Raw genomic sequence first — 20,227 nt, 5'->3', positions numbered from 1 at the left:
CCCCTTAATCTTTACGGAACATCTTCAGCATACGCTGAGTGACGGTAAAGCCGCCAAAGATGTTAATACTGGCGATAAGCACCGCGACAAACGCAAGTGCAGTGACAAGGGCTGAGCCTTGACCTATCTGCAATAGCGCACCTACCACAATAATGCCTGAAATCGCATTAGTGACCGACATTAGCGGTGTATGTAACGCATGAGACACGTTCCACACCACGTAGTAACCTACAACGCACGACAAAATAAACACGGTAAAATGTGATAAAAACTCTGCAGGTGCAACAGAGGCTACAGCGGCAAAGCCGGCAATCCCCAGCGCCCCTAAGATGTATTTAAGCTTTGACGGTGCTTTTTCGACTTTCTCGGCTTTAGGTTCAGCACTTGCTGCAGGTTTTGCTGGCGCTGCAGAGACTGAAATGGCTGGTGGTGGGAAAGTAATTTCGCCGCCACGAGTCACGGTCATATTGCGCATCACCACATCATCAAAGTCGAGTACTGCATTGCCGTCTTTTTCTTTACACATTAACTTCATCAAGTTGACTAGGTTAGTGCCATAAAGTTGTGATGATTGCGCGGGTAAACGACCAGGAAGGTCGGTGTAACCTAGTACTTTTACGCCATTATCAGTAATGAAGCGCTCGCCACTGACTGTGTACTCACAGTTACCACCCGTAGCAGCCGCTAAATCGACAATCACTGAACCTGGTTTCATGGTGTCTACCATGTCTTTGGTGATCAGTTTTGGCGCAGGGCGACCAGGGATAAGTGCGGTGGTAATAATAATGTCGACTTCTTTAGCTTGCTCGGCAAATAACGCCATTTCAGCAGCAATAAACTCTTCTGACATGACTTTGGCATAACCGTCAGATGAACCGCCTTCTTTGTTTTCAAACTCAAGCTTTAAGAAACTGCCGCCCATTGATTCAATTTGTTCTGCCACTTCTAAACGAGTGTCAAATGCGCGAACGATTGCGCCTAGAGAACCTGCAGTACCGATAGCAGCAAGACCTGCTACACCTGCTCCAATGACTAGGACTTTAGCGGGAGGAACCTTACCTGCTGCGGTAATTTGCCCGGTAAAAAATCGACCAAATTCGTGAGCGGCTTCTACCACTGCACGATAACCACCAATGTTGGCCATTGATGATAATGCGTCAAGTGATTGTGCCCGTGAAATACGTGGCACCATGTCCATTGCCATCACGGTAATGTTTTGGCTTGACAGTTTTTCAACGAGCTCTGGGTTTTGCGCTGGCCAGATAAAACTGACTAACGTGGTACCCGATTTCATTTTTGCAATTTCTTCATCGGTCGGTGCATTAACTTTAAAAATAAAGTCTGCCTGATACACGTTGTCGACTACATCTGCTCCAGCAGCTTCGAATGCAGCATTATCAAAGCTCGACTTCACACCTGCCTGTGCCTCGACTGCCACACTAAAGCCGAGCTTTTTTAGCTGTACCACAGTGGCTGGAGTCGCCGCGACTCGAGTTTCACCTTCGATACTTTCTCTCGGTATTCCAATCTGCATGACTGTTTCCTGATGGTTAATAAAAGACTGTCTATTGCTTGCCCCATCAATAGACTATTCTGTTTGAGTATTACTTTTCCACATGGGCACTTAGCGGGTAGAAAAAGTGCAGCATATGGCCATTGAAGTTGGATAAACTATTTAATCAATGGCATTGCGATGACATAACGATATTATAACCGCATCCCGTTTTACTCAGAGAACAATCAACATGATAGTTTTTCATTAGTTAATTGGACCCCCTAGCTTGCGACATGAGGTGTGTTCGGTACAAGTGCCTTTGAGTAAATTACCTCGATTTAAATCGAGGTAATTTAAAAACTTTTAACTCCGCCACACTTTTGTAGCCTAAAAAAACGTCTTTGCATATTCCTAAATGGTATAAAAAATTATCTTTTATTCTTTTTTGGTTTTCAAACCTAGTAGTAAGCTAATCACATTACACTGTTATAAGGCCGTCTTATGTTGTTAAAAGAACTTTCAGCGTTAGCGTCGCCATTGTCTCAAGGACAAGTCGATAAGCTAAAACAATTCACATCAGAATTATCGTCTGTGCAACTTGCATGGGTTAGTGGTTATTTAGCAGCAACGGCGAATCAAAGCCCAACTGCAGGCGTACCAGCAGCAGAGACTTCTGCCGCACAAACAGTGACCATTTTATATGGCAGCCAAACCGGCAATGGCCGTGGAGTCGCTCAGGCATTAGCCGCTAAAGCTCAGGCTCAAGGTTATGCTGTTAACCTGAGTTCCATGGGGGAATACAAGGTTCGCCAATTAAAGCAAGAAACGCTGTTACTGCTGGTTGTGAGTACTCACGGTGAAGGTGAAGCGCCAGACGATGCCATTGAACTGCATAAGTTTTTAGCCTCAAAGCGTGCGCCTAAATTAGATAACCTACATTACTCGGTTTTAGCATTAGGCGATTCAAGCTACGAGTTTTTCTGCCAAACCGGTAAAGACTTTGATGCGCGTCTGAGCGCACTTGGTGCTAAAGCATTACTGCCTATCGTTGAATGTGACGTTGATTACGAAGATGCCGCAGCGCAATGGCAAGACAGTGTCGTCGAAGCGGCTAAGCCACATATTCAAACCTCAGGGGCTAGCGTAACCGCTATCGGTGCAACGGCTGTAGTCGGTGAAAGCCAATACACCAAGCAAAACCCATATAGCGCTGAAGTGCTTGTAAGCCAAAAAATTACTGGCCGTGATTCAGACCGTGACGTACGCCATGTTGAAATTGATTTAGGCGAGTCAGGGCTAACCTATCAAGTAGGTGACGCGTTAGGCGTGTGGTTTAGTAACAACGAAGCCTTAGTCGATGAAGTGATCAACGGCCTTGGTTTAGACGCTGACGAAAACGTTACTGTATCTAAAGAATCGTATTCATTAAAAGCGGCATTAACCGACAAGAAAGAACTCACTCAGTTATACCCAGGCCTTGTTAAGTCTTGGGCTGAATTGAGTGGTAATGCAGAACTTGCTTCAATTTGTGAAGACAAAGAGCAAACCAGACAGTTTATTCTTAAGCATCAGTTAGCCGACTTAATTGCAGCTTACCCTGCCAAAGTCAGCGCGACGCAACTGGTTGATATGTTGCGTCCATTAACGCCACGCCTGTATTCCATTGCCTCAAGTCAGGCAGAAGTTGAATCAGAAGTGCATTTAACCGTGGCACTGGTTGAAGATGAACGTCAAGGCCATGCTCGTTTTGGCGGCGCATCGCACTTTTTAGCCTCAGCAGAAGAAGGCCAACAGGTTAACGTTTATGTTGAGCCTAACAACCACTTCCGTTTACCAGAAAACCCAGAGACTCCAGTGATTATGGTTGGCCCTGGTACTGGTGTTGCGCCATTCCGCGCCTTTATGCAACAACGCGCCGCAGACGGTGTGTCGGGCAACAGCTGGTTATTCTTTGGCAACCCACACTTTGAGCAAGACTTTTTATACCAAGTTGAGTGGCAGCAGTATCTTAAAAACGGTGATTTATCGCGTTTAGATGTGGCTTTCTCGCGTGACCAGGCTCATAAAGTGTATGTGCAGCACCGCATAACCGAGCAAGCCCAAACATTGTGGCAGTGGCTGCAAGACGGCGCCCATGTGTATATTTGTGGTGATGCAGAGCGCATGGCCAAAGACGTACATCAAGCATTAGTGAATATTGCGGTTGAACAAGGTGGCTTAAGCGCTGATGACGCCGAAGCATACTTTGAAACACTGCGTAGCGAAAAACGTTACCAAAAAGACGTGTATTAAACTCGGTCTAGGTCAGTTTTCAATACCCAATCGCACTAATGAATTGAACAGAATTAAGAGAGGCCAGGCCATGAGTGAGCAAAAGTTAGCAGTAAACGAATACTTAAAAATCGACAGCGATTATTTACGTGGCGACATCCAAGAAGGGTTAGATACCCAAGTGACGGGATCATTTAGCGATGGCGATCAGCAGCTAATTAAATTCCACGGATTTTATCAGCAAGACGACCGTGATTTACGTAATGAACGTAAAGAGCAAAAGCTAGAGCCATTACATAGCTTTATGCTACGTGCTCGTGTACCTGGTGGTATTTGTACTCCTGAGCAATGGTTGGAAGTTGATAAAATTTCATCAACATTAACCACCTCTAACAGTATTCGTTTAACCACGCGTCAAACGTTTCAGTACCACGGTATTCCAAAGCGTAATCTTAAGACGCTAATTCAGGGATTAGATCGCGCTGCGCTAGACTCTATTGCCGCCTGTGGTGATGTTAACCGTAACGTAATGTGTAACCCAAACCCGGTTGAGTCAAAACTACATGAGCAAGCCTATGCCGTTGCTAAGCATTTATCTGATCATTTATTACCGCACACTCGTGCCTATGCCGAGATTTGGTTAGATGAAGAAAAGCTATTAGGCACTGAAACGGTAGAGCCAGTTTATGGCAAAACCTATTTGCCACGTAAATTCAAAATGGCAGTTGCGGTTCCACCAGATAATGATGTAGATGTTTACACTAATGACCTTGGCTTTATTGCAGTTGCTGAAGACGGTGAATTAGTCGGCTTTAACTTAGTTGCTGGCGGCGGTATGGGCTCTACCCACGGTGAAGTTGAAACCTTCCCACGTTTAGCGGATGACTTTGGTTTTATTAAAACCGACGATGTCACTAAGTTTGCTGAAGCGGTCATGACCGTTCAGCGCGACTGGGGTAACCGTGTTGTGCGTAAACGTGCGCGTTTAAAGTACACCATTGTTGACCATGGCTATGATGCGTTTAAAGCCGAAGTAGAAAAACGTGCCGGGGTTAAATTTGAGCCAAAGCGTGATGTGATCATTGGCGATCGCGGCGATCGTTATGGCTGGGTTGAAGGTATCGACAATAAATTCCACTTAACGTTATTTATTGAAAGTGGTCGTATTAAAGATATGCCAGGTCAAACCTTGCAAACCGGTTTACGTGAAATAGCCAAAATTCACAAAGGCGATTTCCGCATGACATCTAATCAGAACATGATTATTGCCGGTGTTGCAGCAGAAGATAAAGCTGAAATCGAAGGTTTAGCACGTAAGCACGGCCTATTAGGCCAGGTGTTAAGTGGCACTCGCGGGCATTCAATTGCTTGTGTGGCATTACCCACTTGTCCATTAGCCATGGCTGAAGCTGAACGTTACTTCCCAGAGTTTATCGATCACATTGATGCGCTGCAGGCTAAGCACGGCATTAGCGAGCAATCAATTGTGGTGCGCATGACAGGTTGTCCAAACGGCTGTGCCCGTCCATTTGCTGCTGAAATTGGCTTAGTGGGTAAAGCGCCTGGTCGCTATAACTTGTATTTAGGCGCCAGCTTTGAAGGCACGCGTTTAAACAAAATGCATAAAGAAAACATTCAAGAGGCTGAAATTTTAGCTGAATTGGATGACTTGTTTGGCCGCTACGCCACAGAGCGTGATGCTGGCGAAACCTTTGGTAACTTCACAGTGCGCATTGGCGTTGTGAAGGCGGTTAATGACGCCGCTAAGGATTTTCATGCCTAATGAAGTGGTAACGACTGCATCGAAAGATGCAGGCGTCGATCATAGTGTCACTCCCGCTCAACTGCAGGCGTTGTTATCAGCGCCTAAAGCTGAGCAAGTGGCCGCGCTGGAAAGCATTAACCAGTTTTTAGCAGGGTTAACGGCTCAAGAGCGCGTTGCTTGGGGTTTAGCGTATTTACCGGGCGAGCATGCGTTATCGTCAAGCTTTGGTATTCAAGGCGCGGTAATGTTGCATATGGTCACTCAAGCGCAAAGTGATATCCCGGTGATTTTAACCGATACTGGCTATTTGTTTCCTGAGACATACCAGTTTATTGACCAGTTAACCGAGCGCTTAAACCTCAACCTTAAAGTGTACCAGGCTGAGCAAACTCAAGCGTGGCAAGAAGCGCGTTTTGGTAAGCTTTGGGAGCAGGGGATTGATGGCCTAGAAAAGTATAACCGCATCAATAAAGTTGAGCCTATGCAGCGTGCATTAGCCGAGCTGAATGTGAATACCTGGTTTGCGGGTTTACGTCGCAGCCAATCGAGTACGCGTGAGGCATTGCCGATTTTAGCCATTAGTGGCAAAAGGTTTAAGTTGCTGCCCATCATTGAGTGGAGCAATAAAGACGTACACATGTATTTAACTGAGCATAATCTGCCATACCACCCTCTTTGGGAGCTGGGATATGTGTCAGTGGGTGATACTCATTCTAGCAAGCCGCTAGAGTTAGGTATGACAGAAGAAGAAACCCGTTTTAATGGTTTAAAACGCGAATGTGGTTTGCACTTCGATATTTAGCCGTAATTCGGATAGTAAAAGGCTTTCAAACAGCCCTTGTGTTCTGATATTAAGCGTTTTATATCTGATTCTGGGTTTGGGGTGTCTAGACCTTGTCTGTATTTAGTTAACATTCGTCAGGTAATAAAACAGGTGAATGTTAACTATCCTTAACTGTGTATAATAATTTTTTCACACGGTCCTTTGCCCTGCAAACTGGATTATTGTCTACATAAAAAACCAACAATAGAAATACTATTGATGTGTCGATTCGCTATACCATCAACGTTTTAGTTGCAGGCACTCCTCCAAAAGGTTGAATTATTCATGTGTCATCAACGCTTAATCGCTTTATCATGCCAATAAATCATAGTGTTATGATTGGCTGTATGAAGAAAACGATTAAATTTTATTTAAATTTTCATGCAAGCCTGCCGATATTAGTCTAAATTTAGACGTTCCCGTAGAGGGTTTTTGTTGACGTTTTGGGGTTGTTTTTGCAACCCACGTACCTTCAAAAGCTTCGCTCGCATCCTCGAGCACTTTGATTGACTTGTTAGCGTATAAGCAATCAACTATGTAAACCCGGTAACCCTGATGTATATGGGTTATCGGGTGTTATTTTCCTCCTTTTTCCATCCTTTCTGTCTGTTCTTTATTTTTTTATCATGAGTTTGTTATCCGCTGACTGCCTATGTTGAATCGCCACTACAGATGCGTAATGCTTCATTTAATGCTAGATTAATCCGTAGTTTATCGGTGTGATCGATAATTAGTTTTAGATGTACAACATAATTTTAACGCTAACTCACTTCATGGAAGAGTTAACAACAAATATAAATTGGAGTTTATAGATGAACAAAATGGCAATTGCGGCTGTAGTATTGGCTGTCGGTGCAGGTGGATATTTCCTGTCACAACAGGGCTCATCGGTTGTTAAAAATGACCCTATGCTAGATTACATTCCTGCAGACACCGTGGTGTTTTCAGGCCAGCTAGCACCATTTCCATTAAAAGATTATTTGTACAGTATTGCGGGTAATTACCAAAATTATGCCATGGATGAAATCCTGCAACTTGATGCCAGCTCATCAGAACAAGAGAGATTTTTTGTCTCCTTATATAAGCAGTACATGAACGTATTACCAACCCCTGATGTGTTGTTAGCCACCTACGGGTTACCTGACTCGGTTAAGAGTTATTTCTATACTCTGGGCGCGCTGCCAGTGATGAAAATACAGTTAAGTCACCCAGATGCATTTTGGGCTGAACTGGACCGTGCTGAACAAGACAGTGGTTTAGCACATACAATAGGTAGCGTTGGCGAGACACAATACCGTGCTTATGCATTAACAGACGCCAATGAGCAAGAACAAATCAATTTAGTGTTTGCTGAAAAGCAAGGCTGGTTAACTGTGACGTTAAATACCTCATTTAACCAAGTTGAACTACTTGAAATGGCGCTTGGCGAAAAACCTGTTGAGCAGCCATTAAGCGGCACAACAATGCTGCAAGACATTGCTAAAAGTCATGGGTTTATGCAAGACAGCATCAGCTTTGTTAACCATGTTGAATTGGTGAAAGGGTTAACCACAACTGATGGCAATATGCTCGCAAAACAAATTAACAAAATGGTCGAAACTCAAGGTGAAGATCCTTTTGCTGAGCTGAAAATACCGACTTGCCAAACCGAGTTTGCGGCAATGGCGGCTAATTGGCCTCGTACCGTGATGGGCCTAAATAGCTATTCGATTAGTCGTGAAGAAAGCGATATCGATGCAGCCGTGGTTGTAGAAAGCAAAAACCAAGTTATTTTGTCTGCCCTGGCTAAAATGCGTGGCTTTATTCCTGCGTTTGACAACAGTGACCACGATAATATTCTATCGATGGCCCTGGGGATGGATGTAAACCAACTTGCTCCAGCGTTAACTGAAGTGTGGAAAGATCTGCAAACGCCAAGTTACCAATGTGAAGCGTTAGCCGAATTGCAAGGCGAGCTAGATGAATTAAACCCTGCAATGCTTGGGATGATGACAGGCATGGCCAATGGCGTTAAAGGCATGAGCGTGACCTTAGCCGATTATAAATTAACCGAGGTTAATGGTGAGCCGAGCTTTGAAAAATTAGATGCGTTAGTGACGGTGTCGGCTGAAAACCCAATTATGTTAATTGATATGGTGAAGCCATTCTTCCCGCCTTTAGCTAACATTGATTTGAAAGATAATGGTGACCCAGTTGATATTACGCCTTTATTGATGCTGCCACCTGAATTTGGTGTGAGTGCTAAAATGGCTGTCAAAGGAAATCATCTAGTGGTTTATACTGGCGACAGAGGTACAGAACTTGCTGATGGCTTATTTAAACAAACATTATCAGCCAATGGCTTTTTTGATTTTGCTGTTGATTATCAAAAAATGTTTACGCCATTAGTGGATGTGATTGAAATGAGCGGCGAGCCAATGCCAGAAGAGCTCGAAGCATTAAAAGACTACAATATGCGATTAAAAATGTCTGTCGACTTTACCGATAAAGGTATTGTGATTGGCTCTAAAGTGAACAGTAAAGCCAGTGCTGAGTAGTGCTCATCTAGTCTTAATAGCAAATAAAAAAGGTGACTAATTAGGTCACCTTTTTTGTTTTATCCTGGATTAACACACATGAGTTACAAAATATCGTTCAACGCAATACCAATGCCAAAACGTTGATTGTGGTGGTTGTAATCAATAAGGCTTTCACCGTAACCATTAAAATATTGGGTGTAGATCCGCAAGTTACCAATAACTGGATAGCTCCAAGTGAATTCAACCGCGCCGCGATTAGGTGACTGTAAGTTATTACGCCATAGCACCGTAAAGCGATGTTCATCAAGACCATATACACCGGTTAACTCAAAGTTACCCATGTACTCGTCAATATCTGGGTTATCGTCGCCATCAGCAGCGGTGGGGGTTTCTTTTTCATCTTCAGGAATGCGCCACCACGCTTTTAATCCTAATGCAAAAGGGCCTTTATCGAATACAGCACTACCATAAATGCGGTTCCAACTACGGGATAAATCTGTGGATTGCCCATTAGATTGATGTACAAGACCAAAGCCTAAAAATGAGTTAGTAAAACCGCCAATTTTCCAGTTGTTGTTAAATAGCATAAAGACTTCAGGTTCGTGGTTGGTTTCACGAAACGGCGACGAAGCGTCTTGGTTGTAGACTTGCCAGTACGATTGGTTGGTATATGCAAAAAATAAATGGCCGTTATCGCCAAACACGTTGTACCACACCGGAAACTTAAAACTAATTTGAAACTTAGCCTCGAGCTTATCAATATTAATGTCATCGTCGGGATATTTCGCTTCGAACGATGACGGGTTGGTGCTAGTTTGGTAGGTTACTGGGAGTAAATAGTTCGCTTTATGTGGGGTGAGCACAAAAGGTTTTTCTGAGGTTGCTAATTCATCTTTAACACGTTCTTCTACTAATGAATCTTCAGCAAAGCTTGAACTGATACTGCCGAGTAACAACAGTGGTATCGCTAGGTAGTATGTGTTTTTTATCATTGCATTATCCATTAGCAAAGTTGTAATTGTAATTATTTGATACACATTGTTATCAATTGTGTTGCTTTTGTCGAATTAAGTTCAGGTTAATCTATTGATACGGGGTTGAGTGATAACGAGATTAAAATACTGCATATACTTTTTGGTTATAAAAACTAACTTTTTACTATTGTATATGGAATATGTAAAACGCTATATTCGAGCATAGTAAATTATCTTGAGGTGAGTGTGATGGAATTAGTATCGATGCCAGGGCAAAAAGCCAAAGGCAAAGTATGGTTAGTTGGCGCAGGTCCTGGTGACGTTGAGCTATTAACCCTAAAAGCCTATCGCATTCTTAAAAATGCTGATGCAGTGCTATATGACGCATTAGTGAGCCAGGATATTCTAGACCTTATTCCTAACAGCGCTGAAAAAATTGCCGTAGGCAAACGCGCGGGTAAGCACAGTGCCGCTCAAGACGAAATTAATCAGCTGCTCGTCACTAAAGCGTTTACCCGCAAAAATGTGGTGCGTTTAAAAGGTGGCGACCCGTTTATTTTTGGCCGTGGCGGCGAAGAGCTACAAACCTTAGCCACCGCTGGGATTGCATTTGAAGTGGTACCGGGCATTACCGCAGCCAGCGGTACCTCTGCTTACGCCGGTATCCCGTTAACACATCGCGATTATGCCCAAGGGGTAACTTTTATTACCGGACATTGCCAGTTAGCCAGCCGCCCTATGGATTGGCAAGGTTATGCCAACCCTAACAATACGCTAGTGGTTTATATGGGTATTTTAAATGCCAACATTATTAGCGAAGGGCTCATTGGTGCAGGTAGAAGCGCTGACACCCCCGTGGCAATCGTGTCAAAAGCCACCACATCATCGCAACAGCGTTTTATTGGCCAATTAGGTGAGCTAGCACAGTTAGCGGCAGATCCCGCATTACAAATGCCAGCATTAATGATTATCGGCGAAGTGGTTGAGCTTGCAGACAGCTTAAACTGGTTTGAACCTAACACAGAAACAGCAGCAATCGATTTAGATACTACTGCCCACGCGCTGTAGTCACACAATTTAACCCGCTGTGCATGCAGCATAATAGGTAATGGAGAACAATAGAAGCAGGCCGTTTTAATGCTTTTTATATCAATAAATAGCGAGACTTCTGATACTGGCTGATCGACATACATGTATTACTTGATGCGTGAAAACATGATGTATTTTATACATTTGATATCAGTTTGCTTAGGTATAAGACATGAGCGAAATTTGGTTGTTGTCGATTATATTATTAGGGTTAGTTACTGGATTAATCGCAGGTTTAAGTGTTCCTGCCGCGTTATTTTTTTTTGCATCACTAGCGTGTTATTTATTTGGACTTGCAGATTTAAGCGTTATTTTAAGTAGTTTTACAAATATTGGTTTAATAACATTAGTGTTGTTAGTACTTGCTGCCACTGCTTTAGAAAAGACTTCTTTGTTAGGTAGATTAAGCCATGTTATTGGCCGAAGTTCTTTATTTTCGACTTTGGTCAAATTAGGGTTATCAACAGCATTACTATCTTCATTTACCAACAACACCGCAGTAGTCGCTTCAATGATTAGTGTCGTTCGTCGCAATCCGACACATGCCCCTACCAAACTATTACTTCCGCTCAATTATGCAGCCATTCTTGGCGGTACATTAACCTTAATTGGTACCTCAACTAATTTAATTGTTAACTCTTTTGTTGAAAACGCAGGTTTAGAACCGCTAGGTTTTTTCGAGTTTTCACAAGTGGGTGCACTGTTGGTGGTGGGTGGATTAACTTTACTGACCATTCTCGCTAACTTTTTACCCGACAGACGTGAAGAGTCAGAGCATGAGGCTTTACCTTATTTACTTGAAGCTCACGTAGCTAAAACCTCCACCCTGGTGGGTAAAAGTGTTACCGATAACTGCTTACGTGCACTTAAAAAACTTTACCTAGTTGAGTTAGAGCGCAGTGGTATTCGCATTTGTCCTGTGCCACCACAAATGGTGTTGCAAGCAGATGATGTATTGCGATTTAGTGGCGCGGTGGAGTCGGTTGAATTATTGCATCAATTTGATGGCTTAGAATGGTTTGGTAAGCAACATGCTAAAGGCCAAAATTTGGTGGAAGCGGTGTTAGCACCATCATCAAGTTTAGTGGGTACGAGCTTAAAAGACTCTCGATTTCGTGAAGAGTTTGACGCTGCGGTCATGGCGATTCGTCGTGGCAATATGCCGTTAAAGGGTGGTCTGGGCGACATCGTATTACAACCTGGAGATGTATTGCTATTAACCCCAGGTGATCGTTTTTCAAAATGCCCCAATTTAACCACAGATTTTGCGGCCATTAGTGGTTTAGATCTCAGTGTCCGATTAGATGAAAAGCGTGGCAACTGGGTGTTAGCCGGTTTTGCCTTAACCATCTTAGCGAGCATTTTTGAAGTACTCCCTTTAGCCAAAGGGTTAGTGTTATTGCTACTCAGTTATGTGGCGATTGGCGCGGTTACCCTAACAGAACTTAAACGACGTTTTCCGCTCGAGTTGGTGGTTATTGTCGGCAGTGCTTTGGGTTTAGCCAACCTAATGGTCACCACAGGTCTCGCAGATCAAATGGCTCAGGGCTTGCTCAGTGTGTTTAGTGGTTATGGTGTGTTTGCTGCTTTTGTTGGGGTGTATTTTATCACTTTGATTGTCACTGAACTGATCACCAACAATGCTGCTGCGGCGTTAGCATTCCCGGTCGCTTATGCGATAGCCATAAGCTTTGGTGTTGATCCTCGCCCATTTATTATGGCGGTAGTGTTTGGCGCTAGCGCGAGTTTTATTTCTCCTTACGGTTATCAAACTAACCTGATGGTGTACAACGCGGGTAACTATAGGCTGAGTGATTTTGTGCGTTTGGGTTTACCGTTATCGATTTTGTATTCGGCCATAGTGTTAATGGCAGTACCGTATTTTTTCCCGTTTTAGGTTCGTTTATTTATAATTAAAAAAGGGCAGAATAGTAATATTCAGCCCTTTTTTACTTTTACCAGAGGTTAAATTAACACCTTTTTTAACACTCGTTGCCAGTTACCGCCCATAAAACGATCGCGATCAGATGATTTAAAACGGGCTTTTTTCAGCGCGTCATCAATGCGGCTCATGCGATCGATATGATTAAACTCGGGGATCACCACATGCTTAGGTTCTACGTCAAAACCGAGTACGTTTTTACTCTGTAAGCTGTGCCACCAGTCGAGATACTCTTTTACCCCTTCGCTGTTATTGTTATTTAACGTTAATAAGTTTTCTTGGCCCCGCAGCGGAAAATCGTTGGCTATCGCCACACAATCAACACCACCGATCTTGGCGACATATTCAAGCTGGTCGATGTAGTCTTCTATGGTTGGAGTGGGGTTGTTTGTTAGCCAAAAACTCATCATAAACACTCCAAACACCCCACCCGTGTCGGCTACCGATCGGATGACTTCATCAGATGAGCAGCGCGCATGATTGACAAAGTGCCTGGCTGCGCCATGACTGAGCACGATGGGCGATTGACTCGCCTTGGCGGTATCAAGTGCGGTTTGTTCACTTGAATGGCTAACATCGATAAGCATGTTTCTTTTGTTAAGCTCGGTAATTAGCGCATGACCTGCGGTCGTAAGAGGCTTATTAAGGCCCTGTTTGCCATTATTGTCTAATGCGCCACCTGCGAAACGATTGCCGTAGTGATGAGTAAGTTGTAATACACGTAAGCCCTGCTGTTGCAGTGACTCTAGTTGTGGCCAAAGTGGAGGATTACCATTAGCTGAAATGCCATCGGCTTCGACACAGTCTGCCCCTTGGATTTGAAAGTACACGGCAGTGCGTTGTTGCGCGCGAGCCTTGTCAATATCGGCGCTCGTGAGGCCTTGCAAGTATATCTCTGGATTTTCGTTAACGGTTTTGGCTGCTTGTTTTATGCTGTTAATACAGGCTTGATAGGTGCGTTTATAATTTTTAGTGCCATCGCTTTGCTCGATAGTTTCTATGGCAGAAATGTCAGCGATAAAGGCATCAAGTTTCGATGCTTTAACATCATTAATGTCATTGGGTAAAAACGATAAACCGTCGACATACAAGCGTGGGGATTTGGCAGCCCAGGTGGGCATTGAATAGAGTGGGCTTAATAATGTGGCTGCTCCAAGGCCTTTTATGATGTGGCGGCGTGTTGGGTTGCAGACTTTTAAGGTCATTATTATTCCTTAGTTGAGGCCGATATTAGCGGCACTTTTTTAGGTGACACTCTCTTTGGCGTAACGTTTTATTGCTTCGGCTAATGCACTGAGGCCATTGGTTCGTGACGGACTTAACTGACCACTGAGGCCTAATGTATCGAAGTACTGCGTCACCTCAAATTGGCTGATTTGTTCAGTGGTTTTGCCCTGGGTTGCCACGAGTAAAATGGCGATTAATCCTTTGACTATCCGCGCATCGCTGTCAGCGAGGTAAAAGTGTTGGCCGTTGTGTTGATGATGATATAACCAGGCCTGGCTTTCACAACCTTTCACTTGAGCATCAGCTTGCTTGAACTCATCGGCTAATGTGGGTAATTGTTTACCGAGTAGCATGATGTGACGATATTTGTCTTGCCAGTTTTTAGCTTGCTCTATTTGTGTTACTGCTGAGGTTAACTCTGCAGGTAACGCTGTAAATAATTGACTTTCTGGTATTTTACTTGGGCTCATTTGGGTCATTAACAATGCTGTCTCATAAAGCGCATAGAGGGGTAAGTTATAACAATAACTCTTTTACCGTATTTAGCGCATGAATAAATTGATCAATATCTTGCTTATTAGTATAGATGCCAATTGAGGCTCTACAGCAACCAGCTAAATTAAGTTCGCTCATTAATGGCATGGCGCAGTGATGGCCGCAGCGAACGGCAACCGCTTGTTGGTCTAGTAATATGCCAACATCTTGGTGATGCTCATTCGCTACGTTAAACGCCACAGAGCCAATATTATTCTGCAGTGGATTATCTGCAATGCCGTACAGAGTTATGTCACCCAAACTAAGCAGTTGCTGTTGTAAATAACCCATTAACTGTTGCTCGTGGGCTGCGATATCTTGGCGCGGTAGGCCCTGTAAAAATGTGATTGCAGCGCCCAATCCGATCACTTCGGCAATGGCGGGTGTGCCAGCCTCGAGCCTGTTTGGCAACTCACCATATTCAGTACGATCAAAGCTAACGGTTTTGATCATCTCGCCGCCAGTGAGCATGGGGGTTAATGCATCTAGTTGTTCAAAGCGGCCGTATAAAATACCTATACCAGTAGGGCCATACATTTTGTGGCCTGAAAACACATAAAAGTCGCAATCAATGTGTTGTACATCGATATCAAGGTGGGCAATAGCTTGGGCGCCATCGACTAAGGTTAATGCCCCGGCATTTTTTGCCTTGGCTATTAAGTCGTTAATGGGGTTTACGGTGCCTAACGCATTAGACACGTGACATAAGGCAACCAGCTTTGGTTTGCTTTGCAGTAATTGCTCATATGCAGAGAGATCAAGCTGCGCATTGGCTGTTAACGGGATAGGTTTAATGATGGCGCCGGTGCGTTTAGCAAGTTCTTGCCAGGGTACGATATTGGCATGATGGGCTGCAGTATCAATTAAAATAATATCATTAGCTTGTAGCTGCGCAGTTAAGCCGTATGCCACCATATTGATTGATTCTGTCGTGCCGTGAGTAAAGATAATTTCTTGCGGCTTTGCGGCATTAATAAAGTGGCCAACCTGCTGCCTAACCGCTTCATACTGGCTGGTGGCCCGAGCCGATAACTGGTGCGCGGCGCGATGAACATTGGCATTGTTGAGCTGATAATACTCATTCATTGCATCAATCACAGCCTGAGGTTTTTGGCTGGTTGCAGCGGTGTCTAAATAACATAAAGGATGATCGCCTAGGGTCTGCTTTAATGCCGGAAATTGATCGCGAATGGCTGGGTGATCAAATGGCGCTTGAGACGGCAATGGGGATATCGACTTCATGAATATGGGGTTCTTTATCAAAATAAAAGGCATCAAGATCTTCAGTGATCTTGATGCCTAATGCAAGGTTTTGTCGGCAATTAGCTTAATGCAGCGAGTTTACGGACAAGGAAAACGATACAGTGTTGATAGTTCATTAATCCTAACCATCAACTCAGTCGATAAAGTCACTTTATGGCTGTCGATATTTTGCTTGAGCTGGTGCAGACCTGTTGCGCCAATAATGTTGGCTGCCACAAATTTGCGGCTATTAACAAATGCTAAGGCCATTTCTGTAGGGGTTAAGTTAAACTCGCGTGCCAGGTCGATATAGGCCTGAGTCGCCTGTAATGCTACCGGTGTGCTGTTGTATCGAGCAAAGCGTTTGTATACCGTTAAGCGCGCGCCTTCCGGCCATTGATCATTTTCATATTTACCCGTCAACATACCAAATGCCAATGGCGAATAAGCCAGCAGTGGCACGTCTTCACGGTGACTGATTTCAGACATGGCAATTTCGTAACTGCGATTGAGCAAATTATAAGGATTTTGCACACTCACAATTCGGGGTAAATCGTGTTTTTCAGCCAGCTTGAGGTATTTCATAAAGCCCCAAGGGGTTTCGTTCGAAATACCGATATAGCGGACTTTACCTTGTTTTATCACTTCAGCGAGGGCTTCAAGGGTGTCTAAAATAGGCGTGTAATGTTCGTCTTCATCGTGCTCATACATCATCTCGCCAAAGAAATTGGTATTTCGGTCTGGCCAATGCACCTGGTATAAATCGATAGTGTCGATTTGCAAACGGCTTAGCGAGTCATCCACGGCTTGATGTACATTACGCCAGTCTAGGGCCATATTGTCACGAATATAGTCACCTTTAATACCTGGGGCGGCAATTTTACTGGCAATGATCAGTTCATCACGATTCCCCTGGGCTTTCAGGTAACGACCTAAAATACGTTCTGTTTCACCCTGGGTGCTGGCTTGAGGTGGCACAGGATACATTTCGGCGGTATCAATAAAGTTAACGCCCTGGCCAATGGCATAGTCAAGTTGTGCGAAAGCTTGCTCTTGGGTATTTTGTTCGCCCCAAGTCATTGTCCCGAGGCAAATTTTACTGACCTCAAGGGTTGAATGTCCAATACGTTGATATTCCATTATCTTCCTCCTATGGAATGTACTTAATTTGAGGCTACCAAGCTTTTGCATCCTTGCAAAGCGCTATCAAACTGTTAGGAGAGGACTGCTTAAAAAATACTCTAAAGCAACGCGTGCAGGAGATTAATGGAATGCTTTTTAAGCTATAAGTCCATTATCATGGCGATTTCGCAGGCATCGTGACCGGTTTCACCTAAATGCTGACAGTGGTTAAAGCCCAGTTTTTCATAGAGCGCTAAGGCTTCAACTAACACTGCTGTGGTTTCTAAATACATCGATTGATATTGCTGGTTTTTAGCAAACTCAATGCATTGCTGGGTAAGCTTTTTGGCCATGCCTTGGCCGCGGATAGCGCGGCTAAAATACATTTTTTGCAGTTCGCACACGCCGATATTCTCCGCAAGCGCTGCAACGCCGGCGCCGCCAACGACCTTACCTTGGTATTCAATCACCCAATATTGTGAGCCTTGTGCTTGATACACCTCACTTAAGCAGTCGAGGGTTTTATCAGCCACGCTAAAGCCTTTGTCTGGGGTTAAGCCGTATTCTGCCGACACTTCACGGATAACAGCAGCTATCGCGGCATCATCTTGTGCTGTGAGTGGACGGATTATGGCATCGACGCTGTGGCTTAAAGTACTAGAGTGTTGAGTCATTAAATAATTCCGCATTAATAAAGGGAGTCATGGCCAGTAACAGCGCCTGAGTATAAATGCTTTCTCGAGTGGCTAAACCTTGAGTCAGTAGGCCTATCGCGCCGCCTTTTTGTTTAATATTTTGGGTGCTAAACATTCGGTCCATCACATGGCCGAGTTCTTCGCCAGCGGCTAGAGCATTATATACGCTCGGCGGTAAGGGTAAGTTGGCGCTACGGCCGACCGATAAAGTGCCATTACTGATAATCGCCATATAAGCAAACGTGGCAGGGCCATTGTCAAAATGGTCAACGCCGCCTTCCATTGCCACATAAAAGTCTGCAACTTGTGCCTGCTGTTGACAATAGCGAGCACGATTAATGGCGCCTAGTTTAGTTTCGGCTTCGGTCATCGGTTGTTCTGCCACTTGCGAGGGGGCATGCATACCTTGGCAGCGCACAGTGCTGTTAGGGTAATACTGCGCAATGGCGTTTTTAGCAGCATTAATTTTTACCGGATTGTTAGAGCCGACAATAATATCGATGCAGTGAAGGTTATCGTGTTGAGTTGTTGTCATAAGTTGTCGTTGTTCGTTATTTGTTATTCAATATTGAATTTATTGGGTAGTGATATTCACCACTTTGTGCTGTTTTAGGTGATGTTTTAATTTTTTAGCTCACATAATATTTTTACATAATCATTATAAATAACTATAAAACAACACCTTACGATTTTGGTATGAAATCTGCTTAGTGATAGCTATCAGGTGAAGATATGTATTAGTCAGTTTGCGACTAAGCTTACGTATCAGCCTATTCTATTTCGAACCTCTTTTAAAAGGAATTTAACCTATGTCTATTCGTATTGCGACCATTAGCCTAACTGTAGGTTTAGTATTAGGTGCGACAATTTTTGGCGCGTCATATACTGAAGCGGAATCGATATTCTCGTTAACAGATTCTGCCGACGTGAATGCGGAGCTAACACATACTCAACAAAAAATGACCTTAGACAGTCAATCACTAAACCAATTAGTCGCCAATACTGGCGCGGGTAAATTAACCGTTAAAGGGGTTGAGGGGCAAACAAATATTGAAGTCACGGCCGATATTTATACCGATAAAGACAGTGACGATGTTGAGATTGAATTAACCTTAAACAAACAAGGCGACAATGCCAAGTTTGTGGCCGATATTGAGTCTGATGGTTTTATGGAGCAATCGCCTTTTATCGATGTGTTAATTACTGTACCAGCGGCTCTAGCGCTAGATATTACCGACGGTTCTGGTTCGATTAAGATATCTGATGTAGCGGCCGCCATTACACTCAAAGATGGCTCTGGTAGCATTGTGATGGACCATGTTGGCGCGGTGAAGTTAGCTGATGGATCAGGTTCGATTAACATGAAAGATGTCAATGGTGATGTGACTTTGCAAGATGGCTCAGGCTCTATCAACATTTCACAAGTGACCGGTGATATTGAGGTGAGCGATGGTTCGGGCTCGATTAATATCGACCAGGTTAACGGTAAAGTCACCATTAGTGATGGTTCTGGTGGCATTAATGTCAGCAATACTAAAGGACTTGAGATTGTCAGCGCAGGCTCGGGTGGCGTGAATCATCAGGATATAGATGGCCCTGTAATCGTTAATTAATCTTTTATCCCTTATCGACAACAAAACCTGCCTATCTTGCAGGTTTTGTTTTAAAGCCTAAATTAATCGTGGCATGATGCGACATTGATTTAGCAAGGATAAACCACAATGGCAAAAAAGTATTATGTAGTTTGGGCAGGGCGCGAAACGGGTATCTTTACCAGCTGGGATGTGACTAAACGATCCGTTGATAAGTTTCCGCAAGCTAAATACAAATCATTTGCCACTGAAGCTGAAGCAAAAGCGGCTTTTGCCAAGTCGCCGCACAGCAGTATTGGCAAGGCTTCCGCTAAAGCATCGGGCACAAAAACGACAAGCACTAAGACGAAAGCGAGCAGCAGTACTGCAACCGAGGCGTCTAATAATGCGGTACTGTCGCAGTTTGATGTAGTGATTTACACCGATGGCGGTTGTGAGCCTAATCCGGGTAAAGCGGGTTCAGGTATTGCGGTATATCGTCAAGCTCAACTTGCCGAGTTATGGTATGGCTTATTTAACCCTAATGGCACCAACAATACCGCTGAGCTTAATGCGTTACATCAAGCCTTATTGATGGCTAAAACGGCATTAGATGCCGGGCATAGCGTGCAGATTATGAGTGACTCGCAATATTCAATTAAGTGTATTAGCGAGTGGGCTTACGGTTGGAAGTCAAAAGGCTGGACCCGTAAAGGGGGGGAAATCGCTAACCTAGACATTATTAAACAAGCGCATGAACTTTATGATGCGATTAAAGATAAACTCACCATTCAGCATGTTGCTGCTCATATAGGCATCGAAGGTAATGAGCTCGCCGACAGAATGTCAATCTATGCCATTGATCAACAGCACAGCGCTTTTAGTCAATTTAAGCCACCATTGGACATCGGTAAAATATTAGCATTACGCACAGGCTAATGACTGATCTTCACCGATA

At 44.0% G+C, this 20,227-nt stretch carries 16 protein-coding genes; 8 read left to right on the top strand and 8 right to left on the bottom strand.

Annotated features, from left to right (window positions below; genetic code table 11):
• Nucleotides 1-4: 4 nt before the first annotated feature.
• On the bottom strand, nt 5-1,534 hold the full coding sequence (locus IEY48_RS05635) for a Re/Si-specific NAD(P)(+) transhydrogenase subunit alpha (RefSeq protein WP_188918153.1): 1,530 nt from the start codon (nt 1,532-1,534) through the stop codon (nt 5-7).
• A 462-nt stretch (nt 1,535-1,996) separates the two neighbouring features.
• On the opposite strand from IEY48_RS05635, the gene IEY48_RS05630 reads away from it, so the two are divergent.
• The 4 genes from IEY48_RS05630 to IEY48_RS05615 all read left to right on the top strand — a co-directional run bounded on the left by IEY48_RS05630 (nt 1,997) and on the right by IEY48_RS05615 (nt 8,891).
• Nucleotides 1,997-3,787, top strand: a complete 1,791-nt coding sequence (locus IEY48_RS05630; RefSeq protein ID WP_188918151.1) for an assimilatory sulfite reductase (NADPH) flavoprotein subunit — start codon at nt 1,997-1,999, stop codon at nt 3,785-3,787.
• A gap of 70 nt (nt 3,788-3,857) precedes the next feature.
• Entirely contained in the window at nt 3,858-5,549 is a 1,692-nt protein-coding gene (gene cysI, locus IEY48_RS05625) for an assimilatory sulfite reductase (NADPH) hemoprotein subunit (RefSeq protein ID WP_188918150.1), read from the top strand.
• Nucleotides 5,542-6,333, top strand: a complete 792-nt coding sequence (locus tag IEY48_RS05620) for a phosphoadenylyl-sulfate reductase (RefSeq protein WP_188918148.1) — start codon at nt 5,542-5,544, stop codon at nt 6,331-6,333. The genes cysI and IEY48_RS05620 overlap by 8 nt, the downstream gene beginning before the upstream one ends.
• Before the next feature lie 833 nt (nt 6,334-7,166).
• The gene (locus IEY48_RS05615; protein ID WP_188918146.1) at nt 7,167-8,891 is read left to right on the top strand and encodes a hypothetical protein; all 1,725 of its coding nucleotides are present in this window, start codon (nt 7,167-7,169) and stop codon (nt 8,889-8,891) included.
• A gap of 83 nt (nt 8,892-8,974) precedes the next feature.
• Here the strand turns inward: IEY48_RS05615 and IEY48_RS05610 are convergent, their stop codons facing one another.
• Nucleotides 8,975-9,865, bottom strand: coding sequence for a phospholipase A (locus IEY48_RS05610; protein ID WP_188918144.1), 891 nt, complete (start codon nt 9,863-9,865; stop codon nt 8,975-8,977).
• 231 nt (nt 9,866-10,096) lie between these two features.
• Between IEY48_RS05610 and cobA the strand changes: the two genes are divergently transcribed.
• Together cobA and IEY48_RS05600 are read left to right on the top strand one after the other, a co-directional pair.
• Nucleotides 10,097-10,915, top strand: a complete 819-nt coding sequence (cobA, locus tag IEY48_RS05605) for a uroporphyrinogen-III C-methyltransferase (protein WP_188918142.1) — start codon at nt 10,097-10,099, stop codon at nt 10,913-10,915.
• A gap of 193 nt (nt 10,916-11,108) precedes the next feature.
• The gene (locus IEY48_RS05600) at nt 11,109-12,833 is read left to right on the top strand and encodes an SLC13 family permease (protein ID WP_188918140.1); all 1,725 of its coding nucleotides are present in this window, start codon (nt 11,109-11,111) and stop codon (nt 12,831-12,833) included.
• A 68-nt stretch (nt 12,834-12,901) separates the two neighbouring features.
• On the opposite strand, the gene IEY48_RS05595 is transcribed toward IEY48_RS05600, so the two are convergent.
• From IEY48_RS05595 to yjjX, 6 genes are all read right to left on the bottom strand, one after another.
• On the bottom strand, nt 12,902-14,083 hold the full coding sequence (locus IEY48_RS05595) for a membrane dipeptidase (RefSeq protein ID WP_188918138.1): 1,182 nt from the start codon (nt 14,081-14,083) through the stop codon (nt 12,902-12,904).
• A gap of 39 nt (nt 14,084-14,122) precedes the next feature.
• Complete coding sequence (locus IEY48_RS05590) at nt 14,123-14,575, bottom strand: SufE family protein (protein WP_188918212.1); 453 nt, start codon at nt 14,573-14,575, stop codon at nt 14,123-14,125.
• Nucleotides 14,576-14,621: 46 nt separating this feature from the next.
• Nucleotides 14,622-15,881 carry an aminotransferase class V-fold PLP-dependent enzyme gene (locus IEY48_RS05585; protein WP_188918136.1) on the bottom strand — a complete coding sequence of 420 codons (1,260 nt, stop codon included), beginning with the start codon at nt 15,879-15,881 and terminating at the stop codon, nt 14,622-14,624.
• A 99-nt stretch (nt 15,882-15,980) separates the two neighbouring features.
• Nucleotides 15,981-17,021, bottom strand: coding sequence for an NADP(H)-dependent aldo-keto reductase (locus IEY48_RS05580; RefSeq protein ID WP_188918133.1), 1,041 nt, complete (start codon nt 17,019-17,021; stop codon nt 15,981-15,983).
• A 143-nt stretch (nt 17,022-17,164) separates the two neighbouring features.
• A complete protein-coding gene (locus IEY48_RS05575) occupies nt 17,165-17,677 on the bottom strand; it encodes a GNAT family N-acetyltransferase (RefSeq protein ID WP_188918132.1) in 513 nt (170 codons plus the stop codon).
• Nucleotides 17,661-18,233, bottom strand: a complete 573-nt coding sequence (gene yjjX, locus IEY48_RS05570) for an inosine/xanthosine triphosphatase (RefSeq protein ID WP_188918130.1) — start codon at nt 18,231-18,233, stop codon at nt 17,661-17,663. Before yjjX ends, IEY48_RS05575 begins: the two co-directional genes overlap by 17 nt.
• A gap of 274 nt (nt 18,234-18,507) precedes the next feature.
• Between yjjX and IEY48_RS05565 the strand changes: the two genes are divergently transcribed.
• Entirely contained in the window at nt 18,508-19,311 is an 804-nt protein-coding gene (locus tag IEY48_RS05565; RefSeq protein ID WP_188918128.1) for a DUF4097 family beta strand repeat-containing protein, read from the top strand.
• Between the two features lie 108 nt (nt 19,312-19,419).
• A complete protein-coding gene (locus IEY48_RS05560) occupies nt 19,420-20,208 on the top strand; it encodes a ribonuclease H family protein (protein ID WP_188918125.1) in 789 nt (262 codons plus the stop codon).
• Nucleotides 20,209-20,227: the final 19 nt, after the last annotated feature.

It is taken from the genome of Shewanella saliphila (genome assembly GCF_014648295.1).
Lineage (GTDB): Bacteria > Pseudomonadota > Gammaproteobacteria > Enterobacterales > Shewanellaceae > Shewanella > Shewanella saliphila.
Note: the sequence above shows the minus strand (reverse complement) of the source record. Positions and strands in the feature narration are given on the sequence as shown.